The sequence below is a fragment of the Acinetobacter sp. CFCC 11171 genome (assembly GCF_003268405.1).
GTDB classification, from domain to species: domain Bacteria; phylum Pseudomonadota; class Gammaproteobacteria; order Pseudomonadales; family Moraxellaceae; genus Acinetobacter; species Acinetobacter amyesii.
The window spans coordinates 26,894-49,709 of the sequence record NZ_LQXP01000014.1; the positions used below are offsets into that span (position 1 = coordinate 26,894).

23 protein-coding genes are annotated in these 22,816 nt (G+C 40.2%); 10 read left to right on the forward strand and 13 right to left on the reverse strand.

Annotated elements, in window-relative coordinates; genetic code table 11:
- Positions 1-20: 20 nt before the first annotated feature.
- A complete protein-coding gene (gene gigC, locus AVJ20_RS08510) occupies positions 21-899 on the reverse strand; it encodes a LysR family transcriptional regulator GigC (RefSeq protein WP_111884894.1) in 879 nt (292 codons plus the stop codon).
- 85 nt (positions 900-984) lie between these two features.
- On the opposite strand from gigC, the gene AVJ20_RS08515 reads away from it, so the two are divergent.
- Positions 985-1,746, forward strand: coding sequence for a ferredoxin--NADP reductase (locus AVJ20_RS08515; RefSeq protein ID WP_111884895.1), 762 nt, complete (start codon positions 985-987; stop codon positions 1,744-1,746).
- A gap of 430 nt (positions 1,747-2,176) precedes the next feature.
- Here the strand turns inward: AVJ20_RS08515 and AVJ20_RS08520 are convergent, their stop codons facing one another.
- The 5 genes from AVJ20_RS08520 to AVJ20_RS08540 all read right to left on the reverse strand — a co-directional run bounded on the left by AVJ20_RS08520 (position 2,177) and on the right by AVJ20_RS08540 (position 6,118).
- On the reverse strand, positions 2,177-2,920 hold the full coding sequence (locus AVJ20_RS08520; RefSeq protein WP_078191089.1) for an amino acid ABC transporter ATP-binding protein: 744 nt from the start codon (positions 2,918-2,920) through the stop codon (positions 2,177-2,179).
- Positions 2,917-3,600 (reverse strand): ABC transporter permease subunit, encoded by a 684-nt coding sequence (locus AVJ20_RS08525; protein ID WP_111884896.1) that lies wholly within the window; start codon positions 3,598-3,600, stop codon positions 2,917-2,919. The genes AVJ20_RS08520 and AVJ20_RS08525 overlap by 4 nt, the downstream gene beginning before the upstream one ends.
- Positions 3,600-4,343 carry an amino acid ABC transporter permease gene (locus AVJ20_RS08530; RefSeq protein ID WP_111884897.1) on the reverse strand — a complete coding sequence of 248 codons (744 nt, stop codon included), beginning with the start codon at positions 4,341-4,343 and terminating at the stop codon, positions 3,600-3,602. Before AVJ20_RS08530 ends, AVJ20_RS08525 begins: the two co-directional genes overlap by 1 nt.
- A gap of 70 nt (positions 4,344-4,413) precedes the next feature.
- Complete coding sequence (locus AVJ20_RS08535) at positions 4,414-5,361, reverse strand: transporter substrate-binding domain-containing protein (protein ID WP_111884898.1); 948 nt, start codon at positions 5,359-5,361, stop codon at positions 4,414-4,416.
- A 334-nt stretch (positions 5,362-5,695) separates the two neighbouring features.
- On the reverse strand, positions 5,696-6,118 hold the full coding sequence (locus AVJ20_RS08540) for a hypothetical protein (RefSeq protein WP_078192409.1): 423 nt from the start codon (positions 6,116-6,118) through the stop codon (positions 5,696-5,698).
- Between the two features lie 360 nt (positions 6,119-6,478).
- On the opposite strand from AVJ20_RS08540, the gene AVJ20_RS08545 reads away from it, so the two are divergent.
- The 4 genes from AVJ20_RS08545 (at position 6,479) to AVJ20_RS18345 (ending at position 9,355) form a co-directional block, all read left to right on the forward strand.
- Positions 6,479-6,757, forward strand: a complete 279-nt coding sequence (locus AVJ20_RS08545; protein WP_111884899.1) for a hypothetical protein — start codon at positions 6,479-6,481, stop codon at positions 6,755-6,757.
- Between the two features lie 282 nt (positions 6,758-7,039).
- The gene (locus tag AVJ20_RS08550) at positions 7,040-8,818 is read left to right on the forward strand and encodes a mechanosensitive ion channel (RefSeq protein WP_111884900.1); all 1,779 of its coding nucleotides are present in this window, start codon (positions 7,040-7,042) and stop codon (positions 8,816-8,818) included.
- 68 nt (positions 8,819-8,886) lie between these two features.
- Positions 8,887-9,069, forward strand: a complete 183-nt coding sequence (locus AVJ20_RS08555) for a hypothetical protein (protein WP_111884901.1) — start codon at positions 8,887-8,889, stop codon at positions 9,067-9,069.
- 124 nt (positions 9,070-9,193) lie between these two features.
- Entirely contained in the window at positions 9,194-9,355 is a 162-nt protein-coding gene (locus AVJ20_RS18345; protein WP_162689753.1) for a hypothetical protein, read from the forward strand.
- Between the two features lie 95 nt (positions 9,356-9,450).
- Here the strand turns inward: AVJ20_RS18345 and AVJ20_RS08560 are convergent, their stop codons facing one another.
- The 5 genes from AVJ20_RS08560 to AVJ20_RS08580 form a co-directional block, all read right to left on the reverse strand.
- The gene (locus tag AVJ20_RS08560; protein ID WP_111884902.1) at positions 9,451-10,650 is read right to left on the reverse strand and encodes an NAD(P)/FAD-dependent oxidoreductase; all 1,200 of its coding nucleotides are present in this window, start codon (positions 10,648-10,650) and stop codon (positions 9,451-9,453) included.
- Positions 10,651-10,683: 33 nt separating this feature from the next.
- The gene (locus AVJ20_RS08565) at positions 10,684-11,574 is read right to left on the reverse strand and encodes a 1-aminocyclopropane-1-carboxylate deaminase/D-cysteine desulfhydrase (protein ID WP_111884903.1); all 891 of its coding nucleotides are present in this window, start codon (positions 11,572-11,574) and stop codon (positions 10,684-10,686) included.
- 129 nt (positions 11,575-11,703) lie between these two features.
- Positions 11,704-12,822, reverse strand: coding sequence for an HlyD family secretion protein (locus AVJ20_RS08570; protein ID WP_111884904.1), 1,119 nt, complete (start codon positions 12,820-12,822; stop codon positions 11,704-11,706).
- Between the two features lie 62 nt (positions 12,823-12,884).
- A complete protein-coding gene (locus AVJ20_RS08575; protein WP_111884905.1) occupies positions 12,885-14,534 on the reverse strand; it encodes an MFS transporter in 1,650 nt (549 codons plus the stop codon).
- Between the two features lie 6 nt (positions 14,535-14,540).
- Positions 14,541-15,089, reverse strand: a complete 549-nt coding sequence (locus tag AVJ20_RS08580; protein WP_111884906.1) for a TetR/AcrR family transcriptional regulator — start codon at positions 15,087-15,089, stop codon at positions 14,541-14,543.
- 306 nt (positions 15,090-15,395) lie between these two features.
- On the opposite strand from AVJ20_RS08580, the gene AVJ20_RS08585 reads away from it, so the two are divergent.
- Positions 15,396-15,599: an NF038215 family lipoprotein gene (locus AVJ20_RS08585; RefSeq protein WP_078192274.1), complete on the forward strand. Its 204-nt coding sequence runs from the start codon at positions 15,396-15,398 to the stop codon at positions 15,597-15,599.
- A gap of 238 nt (positions 15,600-15,837) precedes the next feature.
- Here AVJ20_RS08585 and AVJ20_RS08590 read toward each other — a convergent pair whose 3' ends face one another.
- Positions 15,838-16,296 carry a DIP1984 family protein gene (locus AVJ20_RS08590; RefSeq protein ID WP_111884907.1) on the reverse strand — a complete coding sequence of 153 codons (459 nt, stop codon included), beginning with the start codon at positions 16,294-16,296 and terminating at the stop codon, positions 15,838-15,840.
- A gap of 171 nt (positions 16,297-16,467) precedes the next feature.
- Between AVJ20_RS08590 and AVJ20_RS08595 the strand changes: the two genes are divergently transcribed.
- Complete coding sequence (locus AVJ20_RS08595) at positions 16,468-17,091, forward strand: LysE family translocator (RefSeq protein WP_111884908.1); 624 nt, start codon at positions 16,468-16,470, stop codon at positions 17,089-17,091.
- Between the two features lie 60 nt (positions 17,092-17,151).
- Positions 17,152-19,026 (forward strand): P-loop NTPase fold protein, encoded by a 1,875-nt coding sequence (locus tag AVJ20_RS08600; protein WP_111884909.1) that lies wholly within the window; start codon positions 17,152-17,154, stop codon positions 19,024-19,026.
- A gap of 46 nt (positions 19,027-19,072) precedes the next feature.
- On the opposite strand, the gene metG is transcribed toward AVJ20_RS08600, so the two are convergent.
- Positions 19,073-21,133, reverse strand: coding sequence for a methionine--tRNA ligase (metG, locus tag AVJ20_RS08605; protein ID WP_111884910.1), 2,061 nt, complete (start codon positions 21,131-21,133; stop codon positions 19,073-19,075).
- Between the two features lie 171 nt (positions 21,134-21,304).
- On the opposite strand from metG, the gene AVJ20_RS08610 reads away from it, so the two are divergent.
- Both AVJ20_RS08610 and AVJ20_RS08615 read left to right on the forward strand, forming a co-directional pair.
- Positions 21,305-22,099, forward strand: coding sequence for a hypothetical protein (locus AVJ20_RS08610; protein WP_111884911.1), 795 nt, complete (start codon positions 21,305-21,307; stop codon positions 22,097-22,099).
- Positions 22,100-22,377: 278 nt separating this feature from the next.
- Positions 22,378-22,776 (forward strand): hypothetical protein, encoded by a 399-nt coding sequence (locus tag AVJ20_RS08615; RefSeq protein WP_111884912.1) that lies wholly within the window; start codon positions 22,378-22,380, stop codon positions 22,774-22,776.
- The last annotated feature ends 40 nt before the right edge of the window (positions 22,777-22,816 follow it).

Sequence of the window (22,816 nt, forward strand, 5' to 3'; positions counted from 1 at the left end):
AGCGCCTTAAGGCGCTTTTTTTATTTTTCACAAAATTGCATAAAGGCTTTGAGACCCGGTCCTTGGTATTTCTGACGATGTACCAACATGAATAATGGACGGGCTAGTTGCCAGAACGGCGTATCTAAAACCACCAATTGACCTTTTTCACGTAAAGGCTCAATCGCAAGTTTAGAAATACATGACATACCAAGACCACCTGCCACGATTTTTAGAATGGCTTCGTTATGACCCAAGGTTAAACGTATATTGGCATCTGGCAGGTCTTTTAAAATTGCGTTGTCAAATACTTCACGTGTGCCTGAACCTTCTTCACGTAAGATCCATTCCACGTTATCAAAGTCAGCTGCAGTGAGTGCACGATCCAACTTCGCTAAAGGGTGCTCTGGTGAACAGCACACGGCAAGTTCATCGTCACGCCAGTGAATACATTGTAGCTGTGGCAGATGGCATGAACCTTCAATTAAGGCCAAATCCAACTGAAATTGGTTTACCGCTTCAATCATTTGGCGGGTATTGCCGACTTGAAGTTGTAAATGTGCTTGAGGCTGAATTTGTAAGAAATCTGCCATGAGGTCTGGCATCAAGTAGTCACTGATGGTTAGGGTCGCACCTAAACGCAGATCAATACTTTGTAGTTCGCCTTTGGCTGCTTGTTCAAAAGCTTCGCAGCGCCCTAAAATTTCCAAAGCTTGTGGCAATAAAAAACGACCCAAGTCATTCAATTGCAAGCGTTTACCAAGTCGGTCAAACAGTGGAGCACCGAGACCATCTTCGAGGTCTGCCAATGCCATACTTGCTGCACTTTGAGTAAGTTTGACAGCATCACTGGCTTTGGTAACGGTACCTTCTTGAGCGACTGCTACAAAAACAGCCAACTGGCGTAAAGTCATGCGCATGAATCAGGCCTTAACATTTAAAAAATATTAATAAATTATGCTGTCATGCTAACATGAGCACAGTCTGTCACGCCACGTTCAAATCATGTCAATTGAAAAATTTAGCTTAGAAAAGGTTTTATCTGTACACCGTTGGACCAATACTTTGTTCAGTTTTACCATGACACGCCCTGCACATTTTAAATTCACCGCTGGTCAGTTCGCAAGAATTGGTTTGAAAGTGGGCGATGAATTGGTGGTTCGTGCCTATTCTGTGGTGTCGTCACCTTTTGATGAAACTTTAGAATTTTTCTCTATCGTCGTTCCAGATGGTGCGTTTACTTCAAATTTGCAGCATCTACAAGTGGGCGATGAGCTGTATTTAGAAAAAATACCATATGGCTTCCTTACCTTGGCGCGTTATCAGTTGCCATTGCCGAAGGACTTATGGCTGTTGGGAACAGGAACAGGTCTGGCACCATTTTTATCGATGCTACAAGACTTTGAAACGTGGTCTAAATACGAAAAAATTAATCTAGTCTACAGTGTGCGCACCGTATCAGAACTGGCTTATGTCGAGCGTATTCAAGAAATCGCGGAGACCTTTGGTGAAGGGCATACGGGCTTCAAATTTATTCCTATTGTGACACGTGATCCAAATGCACCGCTGCATGACCGTCTACCAGTTTTAATTGAAAATGGCGAGTTAGAACAGGCGGCAGGCTTAGCGTTTAATGTTGATACGACGCATGTCATGCTGTGTGGTAATCCACAAATGGTTGATGACACCAAGGCGGCCTTAAAAGCGCGTGGTTTGACCATGAACCGTCGTGGTGAAGGCAATATTGCTGTAGAAAATTATTGGTAATCTGCCATGAAAAAAAGCTCATCGATGGATGAGCTTTTTTATTTTCGGAAATTAAATAACTGATGTTATGCATGCAAAAGTAATTTTGCATTTTTAAAATGATTTTTAAGCCAATTCGATGGAGTCTTACATCAAGGGAATGAATAAAGTGATTAGCCTTCGGCTGGAGGTACTCTTACGAAGCACGCTTCTCATTAGGCAAAATGAGAAGCATGCTTCGCAAGGAAACCATCTTGCGGTGCAATGCACCTCACCGACAAAACTCGTTCACTAGCATCTAATTATCTAAAGTATCGCAAAAACATTTTTGATTAGAAGAAGTCCTATCTCAAACACTTGCGGATGACGTTACCGCGTATCGTACTTTTATTTGAATCAAATTACGCTTCTGATGTTACTGCGTAAAATTAGTTAAATAAACGTTTTGATATTAATGCAGAATTTTATTTAAGAACTGCTGCGCTCGTTCACCACGAGGGGCATTAAAGAAATCATCTTTACTGCAGTCTTCCACAATTTTTCCTTGATCCATAAAGATCACACGGTCCGCAACCTGACGCGCGAAACCCATCTCATGGGTTACACACATCATGGTCATACCTTCTTTGGCAAGACCCACCATCACATCAAGCACTTCGTTAATCATCTCTGGATCAAGTGCCGAAGTCGGTTCATCAAACAGCATGGCAATCGGGTCCATACTGAGCGCACGTGCAATCGCAACACGTTGTTGTTGTCCACCTGATAACTGTGCAGGGAATTTAGCGGCATGCGCACTTAAACCCACACGGTCTAAATAAGCCAAACCTTTTTTCTTGGCTTCGGCTTCTGATCGACCCAAGACTTTAACTTGCGCAATGGTCAGGTTTTCGGTAATGGATAAATGTGGAAACAATTCAAAGTGCTGGAATACCATGCCGACACGACTACGCAATTTATTTAAATCGGTTTTTGGGTCATTAATGGAAATACCGTCGACTAAAATCGTCCCGGCCTGAAAAGGCTCAAGTCCATTAACGGTTTTAATGAGCGTCGATTTACCTGAACCTGAAGGCCCACACACCACAACCACTTCACCTTGTTTAATTTGAGTCGTGCAATCGGTAAGCACTTGAAAATCTTTATACCATTTACTGACATTTTGGAGGTCAATCATCGTTTTTTGATCGGTCATACACTTAACCTCCGTTGTAATTTTTTAACTGCATAGGTAGCGATCATACTAATAGTGAAATACACCAAACCGGCAAACAGAATGTATTGAGTTAACAATGACATGAGGTCGCCTCGAACATAGTTGGTGCGGAAAAAGTCTAACAGTCCGATGGCATAAACCATGGTTGAATCTTGGAACAGAATGATGGTTTGCTGTAAGAGTAGTGGCGTCATTTTGCGAAAAGATTGCGGTAAAATAATTAAGCGCATCGCTTGGCTATAGCTCATACCGAGAGCATAAGCTGCAAAGGTTTGACCTTTAGGAATTGATTGAATCCCGGCACGGACAATCTCTGAAAAGTAAGCCGCTTCAAATAGCATGAAGGCCACGATACTTGAAACGAGGGCAGTATCAATCGTTAGATAGTTACCCGTGATCCCTGTGTAGATAAAGGGTACGGCAAAGTAGAACCACATCAGCACCAAGAGCAAAGGAATAGAACGAAAGAGGTTCACATAGCCTTTAGCAAAAATATTAAAAGCCTTAATCGAGGACAGGCGCATCAACGCCAACAATGTCCCAATTAAGACACCACCAATGGTTGCCGTGATCACCACTTTGAGTGTGATGCTGAAACCATGCCATAGCGCAGGGCCAGACGCTTGGAGGTCTTGAATAAAAGAACTGAGCCATTCCATTATTTATCTCCTGCAATTAAGCCAGGAACGCGTAGGCGTTTTTCCAGAAAATTCATGAAACCAATTAAACAGATGTTGATCACGATGAAAATAATGGTGACGTAGGTATAAATTTCGATGGTGTTTTGCGTGTATTCACTGATGGTTTTCATCTGTGAAATGATTTCTGCAACACCGACTAAAGAGGCGACTGAGGTGTTTTTGACACAGTTGGTCAACTCAGAGCTGAGAGGTGGCAAAATCGTGCGGAATGACTGCGGTAAGATCACATAGCGGTAAAGTTGAGCCGTGCTAAATCCCATAGCATAACCTGCATTGGTTTGCCCCAAAGGAAGCGCTTCAATACCTGTCCTGACTTGCTCACAGACCCGTGCAGCTGTAAATAAACCCAAACCGACACTTGCAGAAATTAAGGCGGTCGTGTTTGCCCCAAGGTCATTCATCCACCAGCTTTTAATCGCAGCAGGGAGGAAGTTGGGTACAACATAGAACCATATAAACAGTTGAATCAATAAGGGTACATTTCTGAAAATAGTCACGTAGGCAGTACCTATACTACGTGCTACAGGACTCGGTAGGGTACGCATAATACCCAAGATGCTGCCGAGTACCATCGCAATGCTCCATGCCACCAAAGCGATGACAAACAGCCAGCCGATCCCAATTAAGATCCAATTCAGGTAGGTTGAATCACCTACACCTGTAGATTGGAACAGCACACCCCAATTCCAGCTATAATTCATAGGAACTCCCTATAATGAGCTTAAGCCAAAATCCGTTTGGCTTAAGCATCTTTAGAATGTTTAGGGAAAGTTATTCGTCACGATCATGTGGATTGCTAATCAATGCTTTTAATTGATCAGACATCGGGAAATTTAAATTGATATTTTTTGGTGGAATTGGCGTTTGGAACCATTTTTTATACATGTCATTGATTTCACCAGAGCTATAAGTTGCTTTGATTGCATCATCAACCACTTGTTTAAAGCCAGTATCACCTTTACGCATCATACAACCATAGATTTCATGAATCGGTGCTGTACCCACGATTTCCCATTTATTAGGATCTTTGGCTTTCGATTTTTCACCCGCCAGCAAAATATCATCCATCATAAATGCCGCTGCCCGACCATTTTGTAGCATGAGGAAAGACTCAGCATGGTCTTTGGCAGAAATGACTTCACCAATACCTAATTCTTTTTCATGTTGACGAATATAACGCTCAGATGTCGTTCCTGCCGTGGTGACTAACTTTTTGCCTTTTAGGTCAGCAAAATCTTTAATCCCAGAGTCTTTTGCTGTAAGTAAGCGTGAACCCACTTCAAAGAAACCTGTTGAGAAATCAACTTGTTGTTGGCGTTCTTTATTGTTGGTGGTAGAACCACACTCTAAGTCGACGGTGCCATTAGAAACCAATGGAATACGGTTTTGGCTAGTCACTAAGTTATAACGGACTTTTAATTCGGGAAGATTTAATTGCTTTTTAACCGCCTCAACGACTTTTAATTGAAGATCGTGTGCATAACCTACAGGTTGGTTTGGATTATCTGCGATATATGAAAATGGAATCGATGAATCGCGATAGCCTAATACAATTGTGCCGGATTTTTTGATCTTATCTAAAGTCCCTGAGTCAGAAACAGCAGCTTCACTTCCTGCAGCTTTATCCGTTGTAGGTGCTTTATTGTCACTACATGCGCTAAGCCCTAAAGTGAGCGCACTTGCACAGAACAAAGTTGCTAAATGTTTTTTTGACGTCATCGTTAAAACTCCTTTTACCCTGATTTAATATCCACTTTTTATGATCTTGTTTCTCGTTAGATTTTATTGCTTTGTTTTTAAGAATCTTTCAACAATAAAAAAGAGATCATTTTCTACATCTTAGGTGATATATCGAGCAAGGCTCAAGCAAAATTTATTGCCGAATTGTTACTAAGAAATGGGATAAGTTATGAACATTTTTTATAAGAAGGTTTGCTATAAGCCATTAAATATAAAATAATTTAATTTTATTGTGAAATAAATAATTAAAATAAAAGGGCATAAAAAAACTCCAAATGGAGTTTCGGGATTAAACTTTAGTTTAATCTCCGTATTAATGCACAAACATATCCATAAATTCACGAATTTCTTGAATCGCTGTGTCTACGTCAGCAGTCAACCAAGTCGGTTCAAAAAAGCCAGCATAATGCTCCAGTCGATCTTGGGGAACAACTAAGCGAATCGGACATTCTTCTTCGAGCAAGCGCCAAGGAATAATAGGCACTTCATTATCTAAAAAAGCCGCAATATTTCGAATATCAATCACCATCGCATTGATGCATTCAGGGAATGGCATCACTGAAAACTCTTCAGTACGTCGGCGAAAATATTCCAAATCACCCCATTTCAACACATAACTTGGCTTACTAAATTCAATAATGCCAATAAGATGTTGATCGCGAGTGTAATGAAGGGAACATTGATGAGTGACGTCAGTGTCAAGATCAAGCGTTACACCTTGTTGATGGTACGCCATAGATTTGATAACAGGTGAAAAATAAGGTGCATGATTATAGCTCATTTCATTCATCAAAAGCAGATAATTCCACCGGGCTCAAAAAAGCATTTATTTTGTAAGAGGTCATACAATAAAAAATGCTTTAGATTTAAATATTGCACTTAAATCTTTGCCCGATATTTGCGCCCTTATATATTGATTTATATTTGAAAATAACTCATCTAGCTCCAAAGGAAAGTATATTTATTAAACTTATCATTCGAGATTTATCATTCAAGTTACACGTTTTCACTGATTGTAATTGTTCTTCACACAATACAGGATATTGTATTGGTAGTATAAAAATTCAACTATGAACAACAAAATAGCGAGGGGAATATGACACACGATTTTAATAAACCACCCCATACCACCAGTACGGAAGAAACAACACAAAAAAAACGTATCCCTGTGTACATACTGATTTTAGTGGGTATCTTTTTAATCGCATTATTATTTTATATGTTTGCAGATATGAAGCCCTCTGCTTCGGATGCACCGCCTGATCATCCTGCACCCAATGCACAAACTGCAACAGCCAATGATACGACTAGCGGTACAGCGGGGGATGAAGCTGTTGCTAATGACTCAAATACCGCAACTGCGACAGATCGTTGATAATAATTGATGATAAACATGAGTCAGAGTTACATGAGTGCAAGATCTGAACCTTAAGTTTCTCATCAGACTGACATAAATAAAGCCTTGGTTTTCCCAAGGCTTTTTTACATCCAATTGTGAGCTTTTGTTGGAGTTATGCATACTTTGGTTGATTAAAAAATACGCAAAAACTAAGGTGGAAAAGAAAGCTCAAGTTTAAAGCACCAATGCTGTGTGATATCGCGGCATACGTAAAAATGCACATAACAACAGATCATGTATAACAATGAGGGCGAACGTATGAATGATTATCTGGGTGGTCCGCGTGGCCGTTTTGATGCCATGTATTATTGGGAACAGTTTCACCCCATTTTAAGTGCAGTAGCAATTCTCCTGATAGGTTGGGTCATTGCCTTATTGATTGCTGCTGGCGTCAAAAAAGTTTTGCAAAAATTAGGTACAAATCAAAAACTTTCAAATGCAACTGGGCACCGTTCCAATGTTGAAAATATAGTCTCCAGAGTTGTGTTCTGGATTATTTTGATCATTGCTGTCATTGGTGCACTCAATGTACTGAATTTGACTAGTGTCAGTGGCCCATTCAGTAACATGATTCAGCAGTTCTTGTTATTTATTCCACAGCTCTTGGCTGCAGTAGCTGTAGGTTTTATTGGCTGGATCGTGGCGAGTTTGGTCAAAGTCGGTTCAAAGAAACTGCTTGATAAAACCCAACTCGATGAAAAACTCAGTTCTGAGGTTGGCGTCAGTCCAATCAGTCAAAATATCAGTGAAATTGTTTATTGGCTGATATTACTACTCTTCCTACCGATTGTTTTGTCGATCTTGGGTTTAAACGGTCTCTTGTTCCCAATCCAAAATATGGTCACTGAAGTTGTTTCTTATCTTCCCAATATCTTTATTGCCGGTGTCATCGTCTTTGTTGGTTATATCTTGGCGAAGATTGTACGAGGCATCGTGGAAGGCTTGGTAAACAGTTTGAGTTTGCAGCAGCAAGTCGAAAAAGTGGGTATGTTTAAAAACGCAAAACTTGCTCAAGTTTTGGGTAATTTTGTCTTTGCTATAGTTATTATCACTGCATTAATTGTGGCTTTCGAAGCACTTGGTATCGAGGCGATTTCTCAGCCTGCAACAGCCATGTTACATGAGATCATGTATGCGATACCGAACATCATTGCCGCAGGTTTAATCTTAATCTTGGCTTATGTGGTATCACGTTTTGTGGCACGTCTAGTGGTAGATGTGATCTCGGGTACAGGTGTTGATACTGTGCCAGAAAAATTAGACATTCAACGCTTTTTGGGCAAAACCAAAGTGTCGGATGTGGTCGGTTGCCTCATTGTATTTTTCACCATGTTATTTGCGGTATCTGAAGCTGCTAACCGTTTAGGCTTTGAGCAAATCAGTGCCCTTATTGCTATGTTTATCCAGTTTGGTGCAAGTATTTTACTTGGTGCTGTAATCTTGGTGGTGGGTTTCTGGCTTGCCAATATTGTGGCAAATGTGGTGCAACGAGGGGAATATAACAGTTCACGTTGGTTAGGTAATTTGGTCCGTGTGCTGATTATGGGCTTGGTTGTAGCCATGGGCTTGCGTGCCATGGGTATTGCTGACTCGATCGTGAATTTGGCCTTTGGTTTAACCCTCGGTGCGGTTGCAGTTGCTTTCGCTTTGGCCTTTGGTTTAGGTGGTCGCAATCCGGCGGAACGATTGTTATCAGATCTTATCGATAAAGCGAAACGCGAAGCCAATGAACCGAATCCAGTACAGGAGCAGGCAAAGGCGAAAACCACCTTTAATACGCCTACATCGTCTGCAGCGAGTCCAACACCATCAACATCTGTCATGACTTCTGAAGTGAAAACAGATGATGGCTATCCAAACATTCAGCAAGCTGCTCCGGGCGTCAGTGAAAAAGAAACTGCTACACCAGATCAGTTGGATGTAAACCCAAGTGATCAACCACAAAATAATCCATTTGGTTCAACTGGTGAGGCTGAAAAACAGGTCGATGCACCTTCGGCACCTGTAGCTCCGCCAAAACCGAATGACCCTAATTAACCTGTTCTGTCTTTACAAAATCGGCCACGCTTAGGTGGTCGATTTTAATGCTCTATAAGGAATATTGTATGGCAAAAGCACCGAATAAATTTTTAGCCCCAGTGATTATTGCAGGGATCACGGTGGGTTTTTTGGCGAGCGCACGACGCTTTATTTTTGCAAAACCAAAACGCACTGATTTGGAGCAGACAGAACAATCACCGCTAAACAGTGAAAAAAATTATACCAATCAGTCCAAAAATAATGGTTGAAATTTACCCGAAAATTGGTATTTTAAGTAATAGTGATATATGGAATATTACTTAAAATATAAAAACTTAGGATTCATATTGCTGTCATGAATGACACTTATGATCTGTGCAAAGGAATGGCAAAATGGGGGTAATTTCAATGCTCAATACTTTAGTATCGACACTCAAACAAACCGCAAGCGTGCAACCACAACATATTTCAGTTGCCGTTGAAAAAATGGATCTGACAATTCAACGAACTTCGACGTCGTCAGTATCATTATTTAAAACCGACTATCTTGAATAAGTCCGATTGGGCAAGAAAAAGGGGCTGAATGAATCAGCCCCTTTTTTTATGCAGAGATCTTCTGCAGGTTATATTTAATTAATTCTATGTCGAGATCAGACGTATTCAGAAGCTGCATGCGCAGAAGCCCATGCCCATTGGAAGTTGTATCCACCTAAATGACCCGTTACATCGAGTACTTCACCAATAAAGTACAAGCCTTTCTGTTTTTTACTTTCCATGGTTTTTGATGAGACTTCAGTGGTATCCACACCACCGAGTGTAACCTCAGCAGTACGGTAACCTTCAGTGCCTGATGGCTTCACTTCAAAGCTTTCTAAACGGCTTGCAATGAGTTCTAGTTTTTCATCGCTGATATTGCCAATGGCTAATTCAGCTTGTTCAGGCCAAATCAGATTTTGTAATTCCACAACCACGCTTTTCGGTAAGTGTTCATTGAACAATGTGCGCAGTAACACTTTTGGTTGACTGGATTTTTTAGATTTGAGGAAATCTAAAACATCTAAAGCTGGAAGGAAATTGATATTAAAACGTTGACCGACATCCCAGTAGTTTGAAAGTTGTAAAGAGCTTGGACCACTTAAACCACGGTGAGTAAAGAGTAAAGCCTCAGTAAAACTATTTAACTCATTCGATAACGTGGCTTCAACAGCATTGCCGCTCAAGCGTGTGGTGACTTCTTTAAAACTATCGGAGAAAGTGAAGGGTACTAAGCCTGCACGAGTGGGGTAGACAGAATGTCCAAATTGTTTAGCAATCTCATAGCCAATTCCTGAACCACCTAACGTTGGAATGGACAGACCACCACTGGCAATAACCACCGATTCTGCTTCAAAAAAGCCTAGATTGGTTGCCACTTGAAAGCCTTGTTCAGGTAAGGCATTGACTGCTTTTACTTCACAGTTGGTTTTAATATCCACCAAACCAGTTTTGTCACATTCTGCCAATAGCATGGCGAGAATTTCTTTTGCACCATTTTGGGTAAATAATTGCCCATGTTTGCGCTCTTCGTACTCAATGCCATATTCGCAGACCATACCAATGAAGTCCCAGTTGGTATAGCGAGTTAATGCCGAAATAACAAAGTGTGGATTATGTGAAATATAATTTTCTGGTTCGACATACAAATTGGTGAAATTACATTTACCGCCGCCAGACATTAGGATCTTTTTGCCAACTTTATTGGCTTTTTCAACCACCAAAACTTTGCGTCCACGCTGCGCCGCTTTATATGCCGTCATTAAGCCTGATGCACCAGCACCTAAAACAAGGACATCATATTGATTTTGCGACATGGTAAGTTTCCGCGTGGAAGAAAGGACGCAGGATTATACGCTTTTTAGCGCTTCGGTTGAACCTTTCAGGCGACCTTGTAGGCCACCAGTATGAATTACTAAAACACGTTGATGGCTTGTAATTTGACCCCGCTCAATCATGCAGAAAATACCTCGCAGCATTTTAGCCGTATAAACCTGTTCTAATGGAATCGCAAAGCGTTGTTCAAAGTCATGCATAAACTGTAAAAGTTCCGGCGTTGTTTTGGCATAGCCACCACAGCAAAATTCATCACTGATGCTCCAATTGGTTTTCTGTGTCAACTGAGCAACATCGTCGCAAAGAAAATTGCCTTTGAGCGCTGAAAAACCAAGAACAAGTTGATGTTCCGCACTGGCTTCGATCAAGCCCGTTATGGTTCCACCTGTACCGACTGCACAGCAGATGAGATCAAAATTTTGTTGATTTTCATGGCTTAAGATTTCCGTACAGCCACGGATAGCCAATGCATTGGTTCCACCTTCAGGAATGACATAGTATTCGGGATATTGCTGTCGTAATTGCGCTAAAGCGTCTGCTTGTTTCTGTTCTCGATACTGTTGGCGTGTGACAAAACTGAACTGCATACCAAACTGTTCGGCGGTGGCTAAAGTAGGATTTCGGGCTTGATGTTGTAATTCCTCCCCACGGATGATGCCTAAACTGCCGAACCCAAATAAATGTGCAGCATATGCAGTGGCTGCAATGTGATTTGAATAAGCACCACCAAAGCTAAGCACCTGTTTAAACCCTAATTTCTGCGCCTCAATAAAATTATATTTAAGTTTATAAAATTTATTGCCTGATATTTGAGGGTGCACCAAGTCCAAACGCTTAATACACAAATCAACCCCTTGATATTGAATAGTCTGCTCAGGAATGGCGTGGGCGATAGATTCAAACATGTTGGTAATCGTTATCTTGGTGGTTAGAGTTCAAATAGGTAGGCATTGTAAAACGGGAGGTGTAGAAGATGAAATCCTTTGCATCTTGGTCAGTTCAACTCTGCTTATAGCACTTCACTGCCGATATCGCTAACTAGCAACATCAACGGAGGTGACGACAGACATACCGGGTCTTAAGTTTTCCAAACCTTGTTGATTGGGATCAATTGCAATTTTCACGGCAATGCGTTGCACGACTTTAGTGAAATTTCCTGTGGCATTGTCAGGTTTCAATACACTAAATTCAGAACCAGCCGCAGGGGAGATTTGCTCAACTTTGCCGTAAAATTTTTGATGTTTCATACCATCGACGCTGAACCAAGCTTTTTGACCAATATGCATATCTGCAATTTGCGTTTCTTTAAAGTTAGCAGTCACCCAGCGCTGCTGTGGAATTAAATACATCAGTTGAGAGCCTGCCGCAACATATTGACCAATACGCGGGCTGACTTCGCCAAGTTGACCATCCATAGGTGCCACAATCGTGCTGTAGTCTTTAGTGGTCACTGCCTGATCAAATTGTGCTTTGGCACTATTTACTTGTGCTTTAAGCCCCGTCGCTGCAACTTGTGCAGTTTTGAATGATTCTTTGGCAACCAGTAAATTGGCTTCTGCTTGATGAAGTTGGGCCAAACTATTTTTAGCGTCTGCAGTGGCTTTATCTTGTTCTGATTTCGATGCAGCGCCAGTATTGCCGAGTTGTTGGTAGCGCGTCATTTGTGCAAGAGCTAATTCATAAGCCGCACGTGATTGGTCCACTTTCGCTTCGGCTGCCGTAATATCTGCTCTGCGTTGTTCAATGGCCTGGCTTTGATTGGCAAGTGAGTTCTGTGCTTGTTCCACCCCAGATTCAGCCTGTGTGACTTTTTGATCATAGGTCGTTGCATCGATATGCATAAGCACTTGACCTTTTTTTACATGATCAAAATCCGTCACCAAAACATCTTTCACATAACCATTAATTTGTGATGAAAGCACCGTGGTTTTGCCTTTGACATAGCTATTTTCAGTCGACTCGATACTGTTATGAAATGGACCAATCCGCCACGCCCATAAGATCAGCGCAATTCCCAACAAGAGGATGATCAACATAAAAATCAAGGTTCGCTGCGGCGTAGAAATAAGCTTGCTCGATGGCGCAGGCATAGCGGTTGCTGTTTGTGGTTGCTGCGGTGCTGCTTGCTCAGTGGGTTTATGGTCTTCGGTCATGTTGTTCTCAATATCGATTAGGTCATTTGGCGGTTGCTTATGTTGTTTAAGTCGGGAAAATTTTAACTACTATCCGTGCGTTGCTGTTGGCGTAATTGATATTTATTTTTGCCCATCAGCAATAAACTCCAAAGCAACAATAAAACGGCGAATATGCCATTTAAAAAAATCACATCGTTATAGGCTCGAACTTGGGCTTCTCGAGTGATGGTTTGATTAAGGCTACGTATGGCTTGTTGTTGATCTAAATTAGGGTCTAAAGAATATTGATGCGCACTTTGCGCCAATTGTTGTAGGCGCTGTTCGACTATAGGAGAGATTTGCGATAAATCATTATAAATCTGTGCCTGATAGGTTTGGGTACGCATTTGCTGATAGGTCGAAAAGAACGATGAACCGACCAGTCCCCCAAAGGTTTGCGTTGCAGAAAACAGCACGATAAACGTCACCATGTGCGATGGGCCTTTTTGTAAAGCACTGACAATGCCTGTAAGCAAAAGTGGGCCAATAAACATGCCACTGGCAAAGCCCACCAAAAACTGACTCCAATAAAAATCATGCGGTCGAACATCACTGGTCAGGTGATAATCCAGTGCACAGGCAAAGAGCACGAGACCTGCTGCACCGAGTAGATGAAGCACGATTTTTTCTTTGGAAAAGGTCAGGGCACTAAACACTGTTCCTAAGACAATCCCGATCAGCACGACAGTATAAAAGGAAACAAATTGGTCGGGTCCCATGCCCATGGTTTTCAAAAAATTCACGGCTGCATAGCTTTGTTCTGACATGAGAAAGCGAATGGCAAAGGCACCGATAATAAAACTTACGGTCGACGATGTTCCGAGCCAGCGTGTGACAATCAGGGGATTGACCCGACAATGTTCATAGGTCAGACCGACAACTAAAAGAATCAAAGCGGCGATGAGTAAATAGGCCAACCATTCAGCCTCAAACCACCAAAGAATCGGGCCTTGAGTTAGCACGATACATAGCAAAGCAAAGCCGGGTGCTAATAATGCAAAGGTGAATAAATCTTGCTTTTCAAACACTTCGATACGTAGGCTTCGTGGCAGTTTTAGAGAGACCACCATCGCCAAACAACATAAGGCAAGTCCTAATTCAAAGGTGTAAAAAATAGACCAATCGTTGACATCGACCAGATAGGGAGACATGATCCATGCCAGCGGAATCCCCAACTGCTGAAAGCCCAAAGCTAGATAAAGCCCACGACCAAAATGAGCACGTTTAAACGCTTGCATGATGTAATACATCCCAAGCGAACTGAGTGGAGCTGCAAGTAAGCCGCTAATCACCCGTGCAAAAATTGCCATTTCATAGGTATGGACGAATAAATGCAGCACCATCACCGCGATAAATAAAACCAAACCAATTTCTGAAAATAGCCTAAGTCCATATTGTTGACGGGCTTTAAATAAGATCAGGTTAGAGCTGACATTGGCCATAACAAATGCCGCAGGGATCCATGCCGCTTCTGAAGGCGTTAAGCCATATTCACCTTGTAGAAGGGGAAGATTTGCCGTGATAAATCCATTACTTAAGCTCCCCGAGATCGCAACAAATAAACCAATAAAGAAGTATAAAAAACGCTTATAGGTCGGATGTGCAATGGCAGCGGGAGAGCCGGGCAAAGTCGGTTTTTCTTCGGGTGTCCAATCCGGAGCAGGTTCCAATAAACGTGGAGGTTTGGACATGACGTATTACCCGCAAATACCATGTAGTAAAAACTCAACGGCACGTTTGGCGAGTTTTTCCTGATCTGCTTCGGTATGGCCTTGCAAAGCTGCACGCAAAATGGAGGTGACCATGGCATAGTCCGCCGGTTTAAAGTCTGCTCGGCAGCGACCATTTTGAATGGCCTGATTAATCATTGGTTGCAAAATTGCATCACGTCGTTGGTATATTTCAACCATGGCAGGATCATCCCGATCAATCACACGCCAATATTCCATAAGGGCTGTGAGATAGGGAATATTATAAATATGGTCTTGAATGAGGCGAATAAATCCATCATCGAACTGTGCATAATTAAGCGCACGCTGTTCAAGTCGGTTCAAGGCAGCTTGCATTAAGGCGAGTACTAACTCACGACGGTCATTAAAATTACGATAAAACGTCGCACGTCCAACTTGAGCTTGATCCATGATGAGTTGTAGAGGCGCATTGATTCCGTGAATACGGAATACCTCAATCGCAGCTTCTAAAAGGATTTCACGATTTTGTGCAGCGAGTTGTTGACGTGTGGACATTATTCTTTGACAGCATCATTTTAAATTTATCTAGATATTAAACGGACAAAAGTGTCCGAAGTAAAATCGTATTCGATAGCAGTTTTGTAACTTGTCTTCTATGTAGTTAAATAAAATGAATCAATTATTTATTTTTAAAAGGAAATATTTTTCTATCGGCATCAATCTGCATCCGCATTGGAAAGACCGCCGAGACATAATTACTGACAATTGACCCTAAATCGGCAGATAAATAAGGTGAATATCTGCACAAAAATGCTATGCTGAATTTATAAACAAGATAATTATAAAAATGGAGGGCGTCCAATGCGCAAATTAAGTCGGGCTGTGCTGCCTATGCTGTGCCTGTGCAGTTTTTGGATGGTTGGCTGTGATACGACAGACGAATTGCATCGTCCTCAAAATGAACATCGCACCATGATCATTGGCGGTGTCCCTGTAAATGACCATGACTATAAATTACCGCGTGACGATGTTGCGCTCAATGAAGCCGCTGCAGATGACGATTAGCAGATAGATCCGTAAAAAAATTAGGGTGGACATACTGTCAGTACACGGTAGTGAGACGTGACATGTAAAGAGTCACAGATGCAGTGTGCTACGTCAGATGTGTGAACATTTTGAAGTAGACGTCTTACTTCTGCAGTTTAGTTTGTTGGATTAAAGCCTTACAAACATTTAAAAAGGCTCTGTACTCGCCCAGTATGCCCGAACTGGAATGAACCGTGGTTCAAATGCTTAAATCAGGTCAATCTATCAGGTCTATTTGCCAATTGGATGCCTGAATTTCTAAGTTATTTTGTCTAAGTTGCTGACTAATGCTATCGGCCTGTTTCTGTAAATCTGCCACGGCAATGGTTTTAATCCAACGGATTTCACTTGAGCTATAACGACCATTTTCACGGCGTGAGCTGTCAATCGCTTGTTGCAAGATACGATGCTGCTGGGTCAATAAATCACGTTCATTGAGCACTGAAAGCATGCAGCGTCCAGAACCGGTTTTAGCCTGTGCATTGGTGGCGTGAATCTTTTCAATTAAACCATAAAGTTCTGTATTTACAGCAAATGCTTCTTGAATTAAAGCATTCGGTTCTTCGCTAGGTGCATCACCTTCTTGAATGAGCACGTTGTTATTGATTCGTTGTTGCAGCGAGGCCAATTTAGTTTGTAAGTCACTGCGTAAAAGTAGGGCTTCGGCTAATTTCATTGTCTTGATATTAATTTGTACTTTTAGCGATCATGCGATGGATTAATGCAGTATTCAAGTTATTTATAGTGAAAAATTTGGTCAATTAAAATAAACACTGCAAATTATAGGGAGAAATTCAGAGATTCTGTCTGTAAAATTGCCACGAATTTAAGTGAAAACGGTGTGATAGTGGAATCATTTTGGATATTAGGCTCGATTGCGGCAGCACTATTACTTGGTGCAATGAGCCCAGGGCCAACGTCAATTTATGTGGCGAAGAATTCCATTGCAATTTCACGTAAACACGGTTTATTTACCGCACTTGGTACAGGTTTGGGCGCTGCAATATTTGGGCTATTAGCGGTATTGGGTTTGCAGGCATTTTTATTGGCTGTACCTTCTGCATATTTGGCTTTAAAAATTTGTGGTGGTTTATATCTGCTTTGGATGGCATTTAAAATTATAAAACATGCCAAAGAACCGATTGAAGCTGGTGATGCCAGCAGCTCGCAAATGTCACTCCGTCGTGCATTTACTACTGGTTTAATTACCCAATTGTCGAATCCGAAAATTGCAATTGTGTTAGCCAGTATTTTTACGGCACTTTTACCGAAAGAGATTCCAACGTATTTTTACTTTGTACTGCCAGTTTTGTGTTTCTTTATCGATGCAGGGTGGTGCTCATTGGTCGCTGTGGTTTTGTCAGCAGAAAAACCACGTAAAGTCTATTTGAAGTTTAAAGCGGGTTTTGATCGGGCAGCTGGGGCAGTGATGACAGTGCTTGGGTTAAAGCTGATTTTTGGGATGAAGTGATTTACAGTTAAGGTGTAAAGAAATATATTAAAATACAATAATTTATTTTTGAATTTTAATATGTCTAATTACATTTCAGAACCTAATAAGCACATTGAAGACTACTTAGACTATTATTTCAATGGAAATAAAAATTTTGAATATGCTGTGTTATTGAATGGAGCATGGGGTAGTGGCAAGACATGGTTTGTAAAACAATACATAGAAAAGCTTAAAAATAATGATAAAAAAGTTGCTTATATTAGCTTGAATGGACTGTCCAAAACATCCGATATTGATGATGAAATCTTTAGAAGTATTCATCCTAAATTAGCAAGTAACGGTGCAAAAATTCTCGGGAAAGTTGCTAAAGGTGCATTAAAGGCTGCTTTTCGTTTTGATTGGGATGGCGATTCAAAACCTAATGGTCAAATGAATGTTTCTATACCAAATATTGAATTACCAGATTATTTGAAAATTACGAGTAAATTTGTACTTGTCTTTGATGACCTTGAGCGTTGTGAGTTAAAAAAAGAAGTAGTACTTGGCTATATTAATTACTTTGTAGAGCAGGAAGGAATTAAAACCCTTATTGTGTCGAATGAGGAAGAAATTGAAGATAATAAAGAATATGCTAGAAAAAAAGAAAAACTTATCGGAGCGTCCTTTAGCTATATCGAAGATCAAAATTTGGCTATCCAAAGTATTTTAAATGAAATTTCCAAATCAGATGATTTAAAAATTCTTCTTAATTCAAAAATTGAACTGATTAAGCAAACTTTCAACCAAGTCAGCTATAAAAATTTACGATCTTTTAAGCAAGTAATTTTTGAATTTGAAAGGTTTTATAAAAAAGAATATTTTGTCTACAAGTCTAATTTCGATTCTGAAATTTTTGAGAAAGTTTTAAAGGCTTTTTTGATTCTTTCATTGGAAAATAAAAAGGGAAGATTTGATAAGGAAATTTTAACTTTCAAACTTGATCAACCTAGTGATAGCTCTTCGAAAATGGAAGATAGAATTGCTGAAATAATATCTGGCTTTAAAGGTAATGATGCACAGAATTTTAAAGAAAAATATCAAATGAACCTGAGTGATTATATTTTTACTCAAAAGCTTTGGGAACAAATTCTGAATAAAAATATTATTATAGATGAGATGATTAGCAATGAATTATATGAAGAATATTTTAGATTGCAAGAGGATAAGCCAACTTGGCTAACGTTGATGGATTTTTGGGACTTAGAGGCAGTTACATTTGATAGCCTTGTTAACAAAGTAAAGAATGAAATAGAAATGAGCTCTTATACTCATATTACAGATGTATTGCATACAATAAGTTTATTGATTTATTTTAAAGAGCACGAGCTTATCGACTTTAATATAGATAGTCTTCTGCCCCATGCTATTAGTAAATTTAAAGAACTTGTTAGTGTGAATGATAAAATAAGAAAAATTGAGAATTTTAGTTTTTTAGAAGCTTCTGGAAACTATAGTTTTTATGCCAAGGATATTCCTGTTTTTCAAAATTTTATGGCAGAAATTTTAAAATCTTATGAGAAAAAATATATAGAAAGAAACTCTGATCGAGTGAAAGAATTATTGAGTTTAATGGAGGAAGATTCATGGCTTTTCTCACAGCGTATTATTCATAATAATAGTGAGGATAATCTCTATTATGATTTTCCTATTTTGAAAGAAATAGAACCAAATATTTTTTCATCAAAGTTATGTAATATAAGCCGGCATGATTCTAATTATATTCTTAGTGGACTTGAGAAACGTTATTCAATACATTCATTCAATATGTATGATGAGGAAAAGGATTGGTTTGATAGAGTCGAAAGTGATATTAAATCTAGTATTTTACCTTTAGCAGATAAAATTCTTCGAGCTAAGATAAATTTATATATTTTGCCAAAAATTGTACAAATAAAAGGAAATGCTATTTATTAAAAAATCCGCCAAGTTATGGCGGATTTTTTTATCTCAGATCTAAATTTTAAGACACTTTATCACCCGGTTTAGCACCAGTTTCAGGTGAAATCACCCAAACACCTTCGCCATTACCCGCAGCTAAAACCATACCGTTAGAAATACCAAAACGCATCTTACGTGGTGCAAGGTTTGCCACCATTACCACCAATTTGCCTTTTAAGTCTTCAGGTTGATAAAACTCACGAATACCGCTAAACACGTTACGTGGCTCAGCCTCACCGACATTTAAAGTGAGTTGTAAAAGCTTGTCAGAACCTTCAACGTGAGCAGCTTCTAAAACTTCAGCCACACGTAGGTCAACTTTCATAAAGTCTTCAATGCCAATAATTTCAGCTTCACCCACTTTAGGCTCAGGTTTCTTTTCAGCAGCTTTCTTCTCTTTTTTCTTTTCCGCTTTTGGTGCTTCCGCAGGTGCAGCTAAAGAGTCTTTAGACGCATCGACCATAGCAGCAACTGCTTTCGGGTCTACACGTTGCATCAATGGTTGGAATTGAGCAATTTGATGATCTACTAAAATCGTTTTGCCTGAAGCAAAGTCGAAAGCTTCTAATTTTAAGAAGCTTTGAACTTCTGCTGCCAATGTAGGAAGTACTGGTGCAAGATACACAGCCAATTGACGGAACAAGTTGATGCCGACAGAACATACGTCATGAACTTGCTGTTCTTCGCCTTCAATTTTCGCTAAAGCCCAAGGCTTTTTCTCATCGATGTATTGGTTAGCTTTGTCAGCAAGCGCCATGATTTCACGGATTGCCGCAGAGAATTCACGCGCTTCGTATTGAGCAGCGATTGATGCACCTGCATCAATAAAGCTTTGCACCAACTCAGGCTCTGCACAAGTCGCAGAAAGTTTGTTATCAAACTTAGTATTGATGAACTTGGCACAACGGCTTGCGATGTTCACCACTTTACCCACTAAGTCAGAGTTTACTTTCTGAACGAAATCATCAAGATTTAAGTCAGAATCTTCAACTTTGTCAGAAAGCTTAGATGCAAAGTAGTAACGTAAGTATTCAGGGTTTAAATGCTCAAGATACGTTTCTGCTTTAATGAAGGTACCGCGAGATTTAGACATCTTCTGACCATTTACAGTCAAGAAACCGTTGACGAATAAGCTTGTTGGGGTGCGGTAGTTTGCCCCTTCAAGCATTGCAGGCCAGAACAACGCGTGGAAGTAAACGATGTCTTTACCAATGAAGTGATACACCTCATTTTTAGAATCTTTTTTCCAGTAGTCGTCAAAGCTTAGGTCAGGACGTTTGGTCTTGATGTAGTTTTCAAAGCTCGACATATAACCGATTGGTGCATCGACCCAAACGTAGAAATATTTGTTTGGCGCATCTGGAATTTCAAAACCGAAGTAAGGCGCATCACGTGAGATGTCCCAATCAGACAGACCTGCTTCAAACCATTCATCCAACTTGTTGGCAATTGACACAGGTAAACGACCTTCGTCACGTGTCCATTTTTGCAGGTATTCACCAAAGTTCGGCAGTTTAAAGAAGTAGTGATCTGAAGATTTCTCTACAGGTGTCGCACCGCTTAACGTCGATTTTGGATTTAACAACTCAGTTGCGTTATAAGTTGTACCACAGACTTCACATGAGTCGCCGTATTGGTCTTCCGCTTTACATTTCGGGCATGTGCCTTTAATGAAACGATCCGACAAGAACATTGCTTTTTCAGGGTCAAACAATTGAGTCACAGGACGAACTGCAATGTTGCCTGCTTCACGGTTCTTGATATAAATCTCAGAAGCACGAGCTTGGTTTTCAGGGCTATTAGTTGAGTCGTAATGGTCAAAGTCAACTCTAAAGCCAGCAAAGTCACGTTCATGTTCTTTTTGCACATTGGCAATTTGCTGTTCAGGCGAAATACCATTGGCTTCCGCACGTAGCATAATCGCTGTGCCGTGAGCATCATCCGCACATACATAAGTCACGTTATGACCCATTGCACGCATGGCACGAACCCAAATATCAGCTTGGATATAACCGAGTAAATGACCCATATGAATTGGGCCATTCGCGTATGGAAGGGCGTTAGTAACTAAAATATTACGCACGGATATGACTCTCTCATTCGTATTTATGCAATGGGCTGTAATTTTACATGAGATAGCCAGTACTTGCACAAGGGAATAGGTGAAATCTTTGCAAAAGTAAAAAAATCTATATTGCTGACACAATTACAGTGATAATAGGGCATAACTGTGATGCTTAAGAGTAAGAAGCCCATGTATGAAGATGACTATGAAGACGATCAGCCAATCACTCGTATTCCTCAAAATGAACAGCGTCATAAATTGGGGCATCACATTATTAAAGATGCGCAGCAATATTTAGAACAGATTTCTGCAGATGAGCATGCCTTACTGATTCAAACCCTGCGTCATTTGGCACAAGATGAGCCTTATTTCGATATTTTGGCCGATGAACTAGATCAGCCTATAGAAATGAAAGTAGCGAATGATGCTTTAAATTTATTGTATTTTTGGCAACTGCTTCATCAACATGAAGATCAAAAACAGTTTCATTTACTCGATGCGATTAACACCGAGTTTTTTCAGACAGAAATGTTGAAAGCCTTTGATGCCTTAGAGATTGGTGAAAATAAAGCGCAACGTCGTTTGGTTCTACTTGAAGCTTTTAAACTGTATAAGCTGAATTTCCATGCCGGTTGTATCCCTGTCTTGTATGCACAGTTAGAAGGCATTTTAACGGATGTACTGATTCAAACGGGCTTTTTAAAGCAGAGCGGTACCAAGTTTGTCGATGTATATAAAATTGTACCCGGTCTAAAAGGCAGTGAAATTAAGAGTCTTTGGCATAAAGCAAAAATTGCCAATGAACTGAATCATTATTTTGCTGAATTAGCTGCTTATCAAATGGATAGCAGTTCAACAGTTGCGATGACGCGCCATAATATTTTACATGGAACAGAGCTTACCCATTTCAATCAAGGTCGTAGCTTTGTACTCTTTATTTGGTTATTTGCAGCAGTTAGTTTTATGAGCACAGTCAGCAAATAATCTTTTTATGTAGCGGTAAAGTGCGTGATTAGGGGCTTTACCGTTATTCCTTTTGCTTAATTTAGATTGATGAATATCAATACAATAAAAATAGCCTTTATATTTTTCAATGATTTAATACATTTAAACTCGGATCAATTTTAAATCCTAAACTTATGCCAAAAAGCATAAATGCAACGTCATGTAGCTCAATTGTTTCTAAATGCATATTTTTAAGGTCATCCCGTCAAAGCACGTTATAACTATTGTTAGACAATAACAGAGAAGAGGCGAGAACGATGACAACTGAAAATAAAATTGATCAATTGAAAGATAAAGCGTCAGAATTGGGTGATGATCTAAAGCTCAAAGCCAAAGAAGCTCAGCTTGAAGGTGAAAAAGCCCTCGATGGTGCAAAGCATAAAGCTGAAGAGTTAAAACTCGAAGGCGAAAAAGCCTTAAATGATGCCAAGCATGAACATACCGAGCAGAGTAATGAAGCCAAAGATAAATTTGAGCATCTCAAGGCTGAAGCCAGTCACAAATTAGATGAAGCCAAAGTCAAAGCCGCCGAACTTAAACATGAGGCTGTCGAAAAATTTGATGAACTCAAAGTGCAGGCGACAGAGAAATTTGACGAGTTAAAAAAGAAAGCCACTGACACACTGAATAAGTTTAAAAAAGATGATCAAGCTTAATTGGGGCTGATCAAAAAAGCCGTTCTATCAAGAGCGGCTT

Bases quoted from the DNA above. Each gene is read 5' to 3' on its own strand.
- gigC (WP_111884894.1), bottom strand. From the start codon at position 899: ATGCGCATGACTTTACGCCAGTTGGCTGTTTTTGTAGCAGTCGCTCAA.
- AVJ20_RS08515 (WP_111884895.1), top strand. From the start codon at position 985: ATGTCAATTGAAAAATTTAGCTTAGAAAAGGTTTTATCTGTACACCGT.
- AVJ20_RS08520 (WP_078191089.1), bottom strand. From the start codon at position 2,920: ATGACCGATCAAAAAACGATGATTGACCTCCAAAATGTCAGTAAATGG.
- AVJ20_RS08525 (WP_111884896.1), bottom strand. From the start codon at position 3,600: ATGGAATGGCTCAGTTCTTTTATTCAAGACCTCCAAGCGTCTGGCCCT.
- AVJ20_RS08530 (WP_111884897.1), bottom strand. From the start codon at position 4,343: ATGAATTATAGCTGGAATTGGGGTGTGCTGTTCCAATCTACAGGTGTA.
- AVJ20_RS08535 (WP_111884898.1), bottom strand. From the start codon at position 5,361: ATGACGTCAAAAAAACATTTAGCAACTTTGTTCTGTGCAAGTGCGCTC.
- AVJ20_RS08540 (WP_078192409.1), bottom strand. From the start codon at position 6,118: ATGGCGTACCATCAACAAGGTGTAACGCTTGATCTTGACACTGACGTC.
- AVJ20_RS08545 (WP_111884899.1), top strand. From the start codon at position 6,479: ATGACACACGATTTTAATAAACCACCCCATACCACCAGTACGGAAGAA.
- AVJ20_RS08550 (WP_111884900.1), top strand. From the start codon at position 7,040: ATGAATGATTATCTGGGTGGTCCGCGTGGCCGTTTTGATGCCATGTAT.
- AVJ20_RS08555 (WP_111884901.1), top strand. From the start codon at position 8,887: ATGGCAAAAGCACCGAATAAATTTTTAGCCCCAGTGATTATTGCAGGG.
- AVJ20_RS18345 (WP_162689753.1), top strand. From the start codon at position 9,194: ATGGGGGTAATTTCAATGCTCAATACTTTAGTATCGACACTCAAACAA.
- AVJ20_RS08560 (WP_111884902.1), bottom strand. From the start codon at position 10,650: ATGTCGCAAAATCAATATGATGTCCTTGTTTTAGGTGCTGGTGCATCA.
- AVJ20_RS08565 (WP_111884903.1), bottom strand. From the start codon at position 11,574: ATGTTTGAATCTATCGCCCACGCCATTCCTGAGCAGACTATTCAATAT.
- AVJ20_RS08570 (WP_111884904.1), bottom strand. From the start codon at position 12,822: ATGACCGAAGACCATAAACCCACTGAGCAAGCAGCACCGCAGCAACCA.
- AVJ20_RS08575 (WP_111884905.1), bottom strand. From the start codon at position 14,534: ATGTCCAAACCTCCACGTTTATTGGAACCTGCTCCGGATTGGACACCC.
- AVJ20_RS08580 (WP_111884906.1), bottom strand. From the start codon at position 15,089: ATGTCCACACGTCAACAACTCGCTGCACAAAATCGTGAAATCCTTTTA.
- AVJ20_RS08585 (WP_078192274.1), top strand. From the start codon at position 15,396: ATGCGCAAATTAAGTCGGGCTGTGCTGCCTATGCTGTGCCTGTGCAGT.
- AVJ20_RS08590 (WP_111884907.1), bottom strand. From the start codon at position 16,296: ATGAAATTAGCCGAAGCCCTACTTTTACGCAGTGACTTACAAACTAAA.
- AVJ20_RS08600 (WP_111884909.1), top strand. From the start codon at position 17,152: ATGTCTAATTACATTTCAGAACCTAATAAGCACATTGAAGACTACTTA.
- AVJ20_RS08610 (WP_111884911.1), top strand. From the start codon at position 21,305: ATGTATGAAGATGACTATGAAGACGATCAGCCAATCACTCGTATTCCT.
- AVJ20_RS08615 (WP_111884912.1), top strand. From the start codon at position 22,378: ATGACAACTGAAAATAAAATTGATCAATTGAAAGATAAAGCGTCAGAA.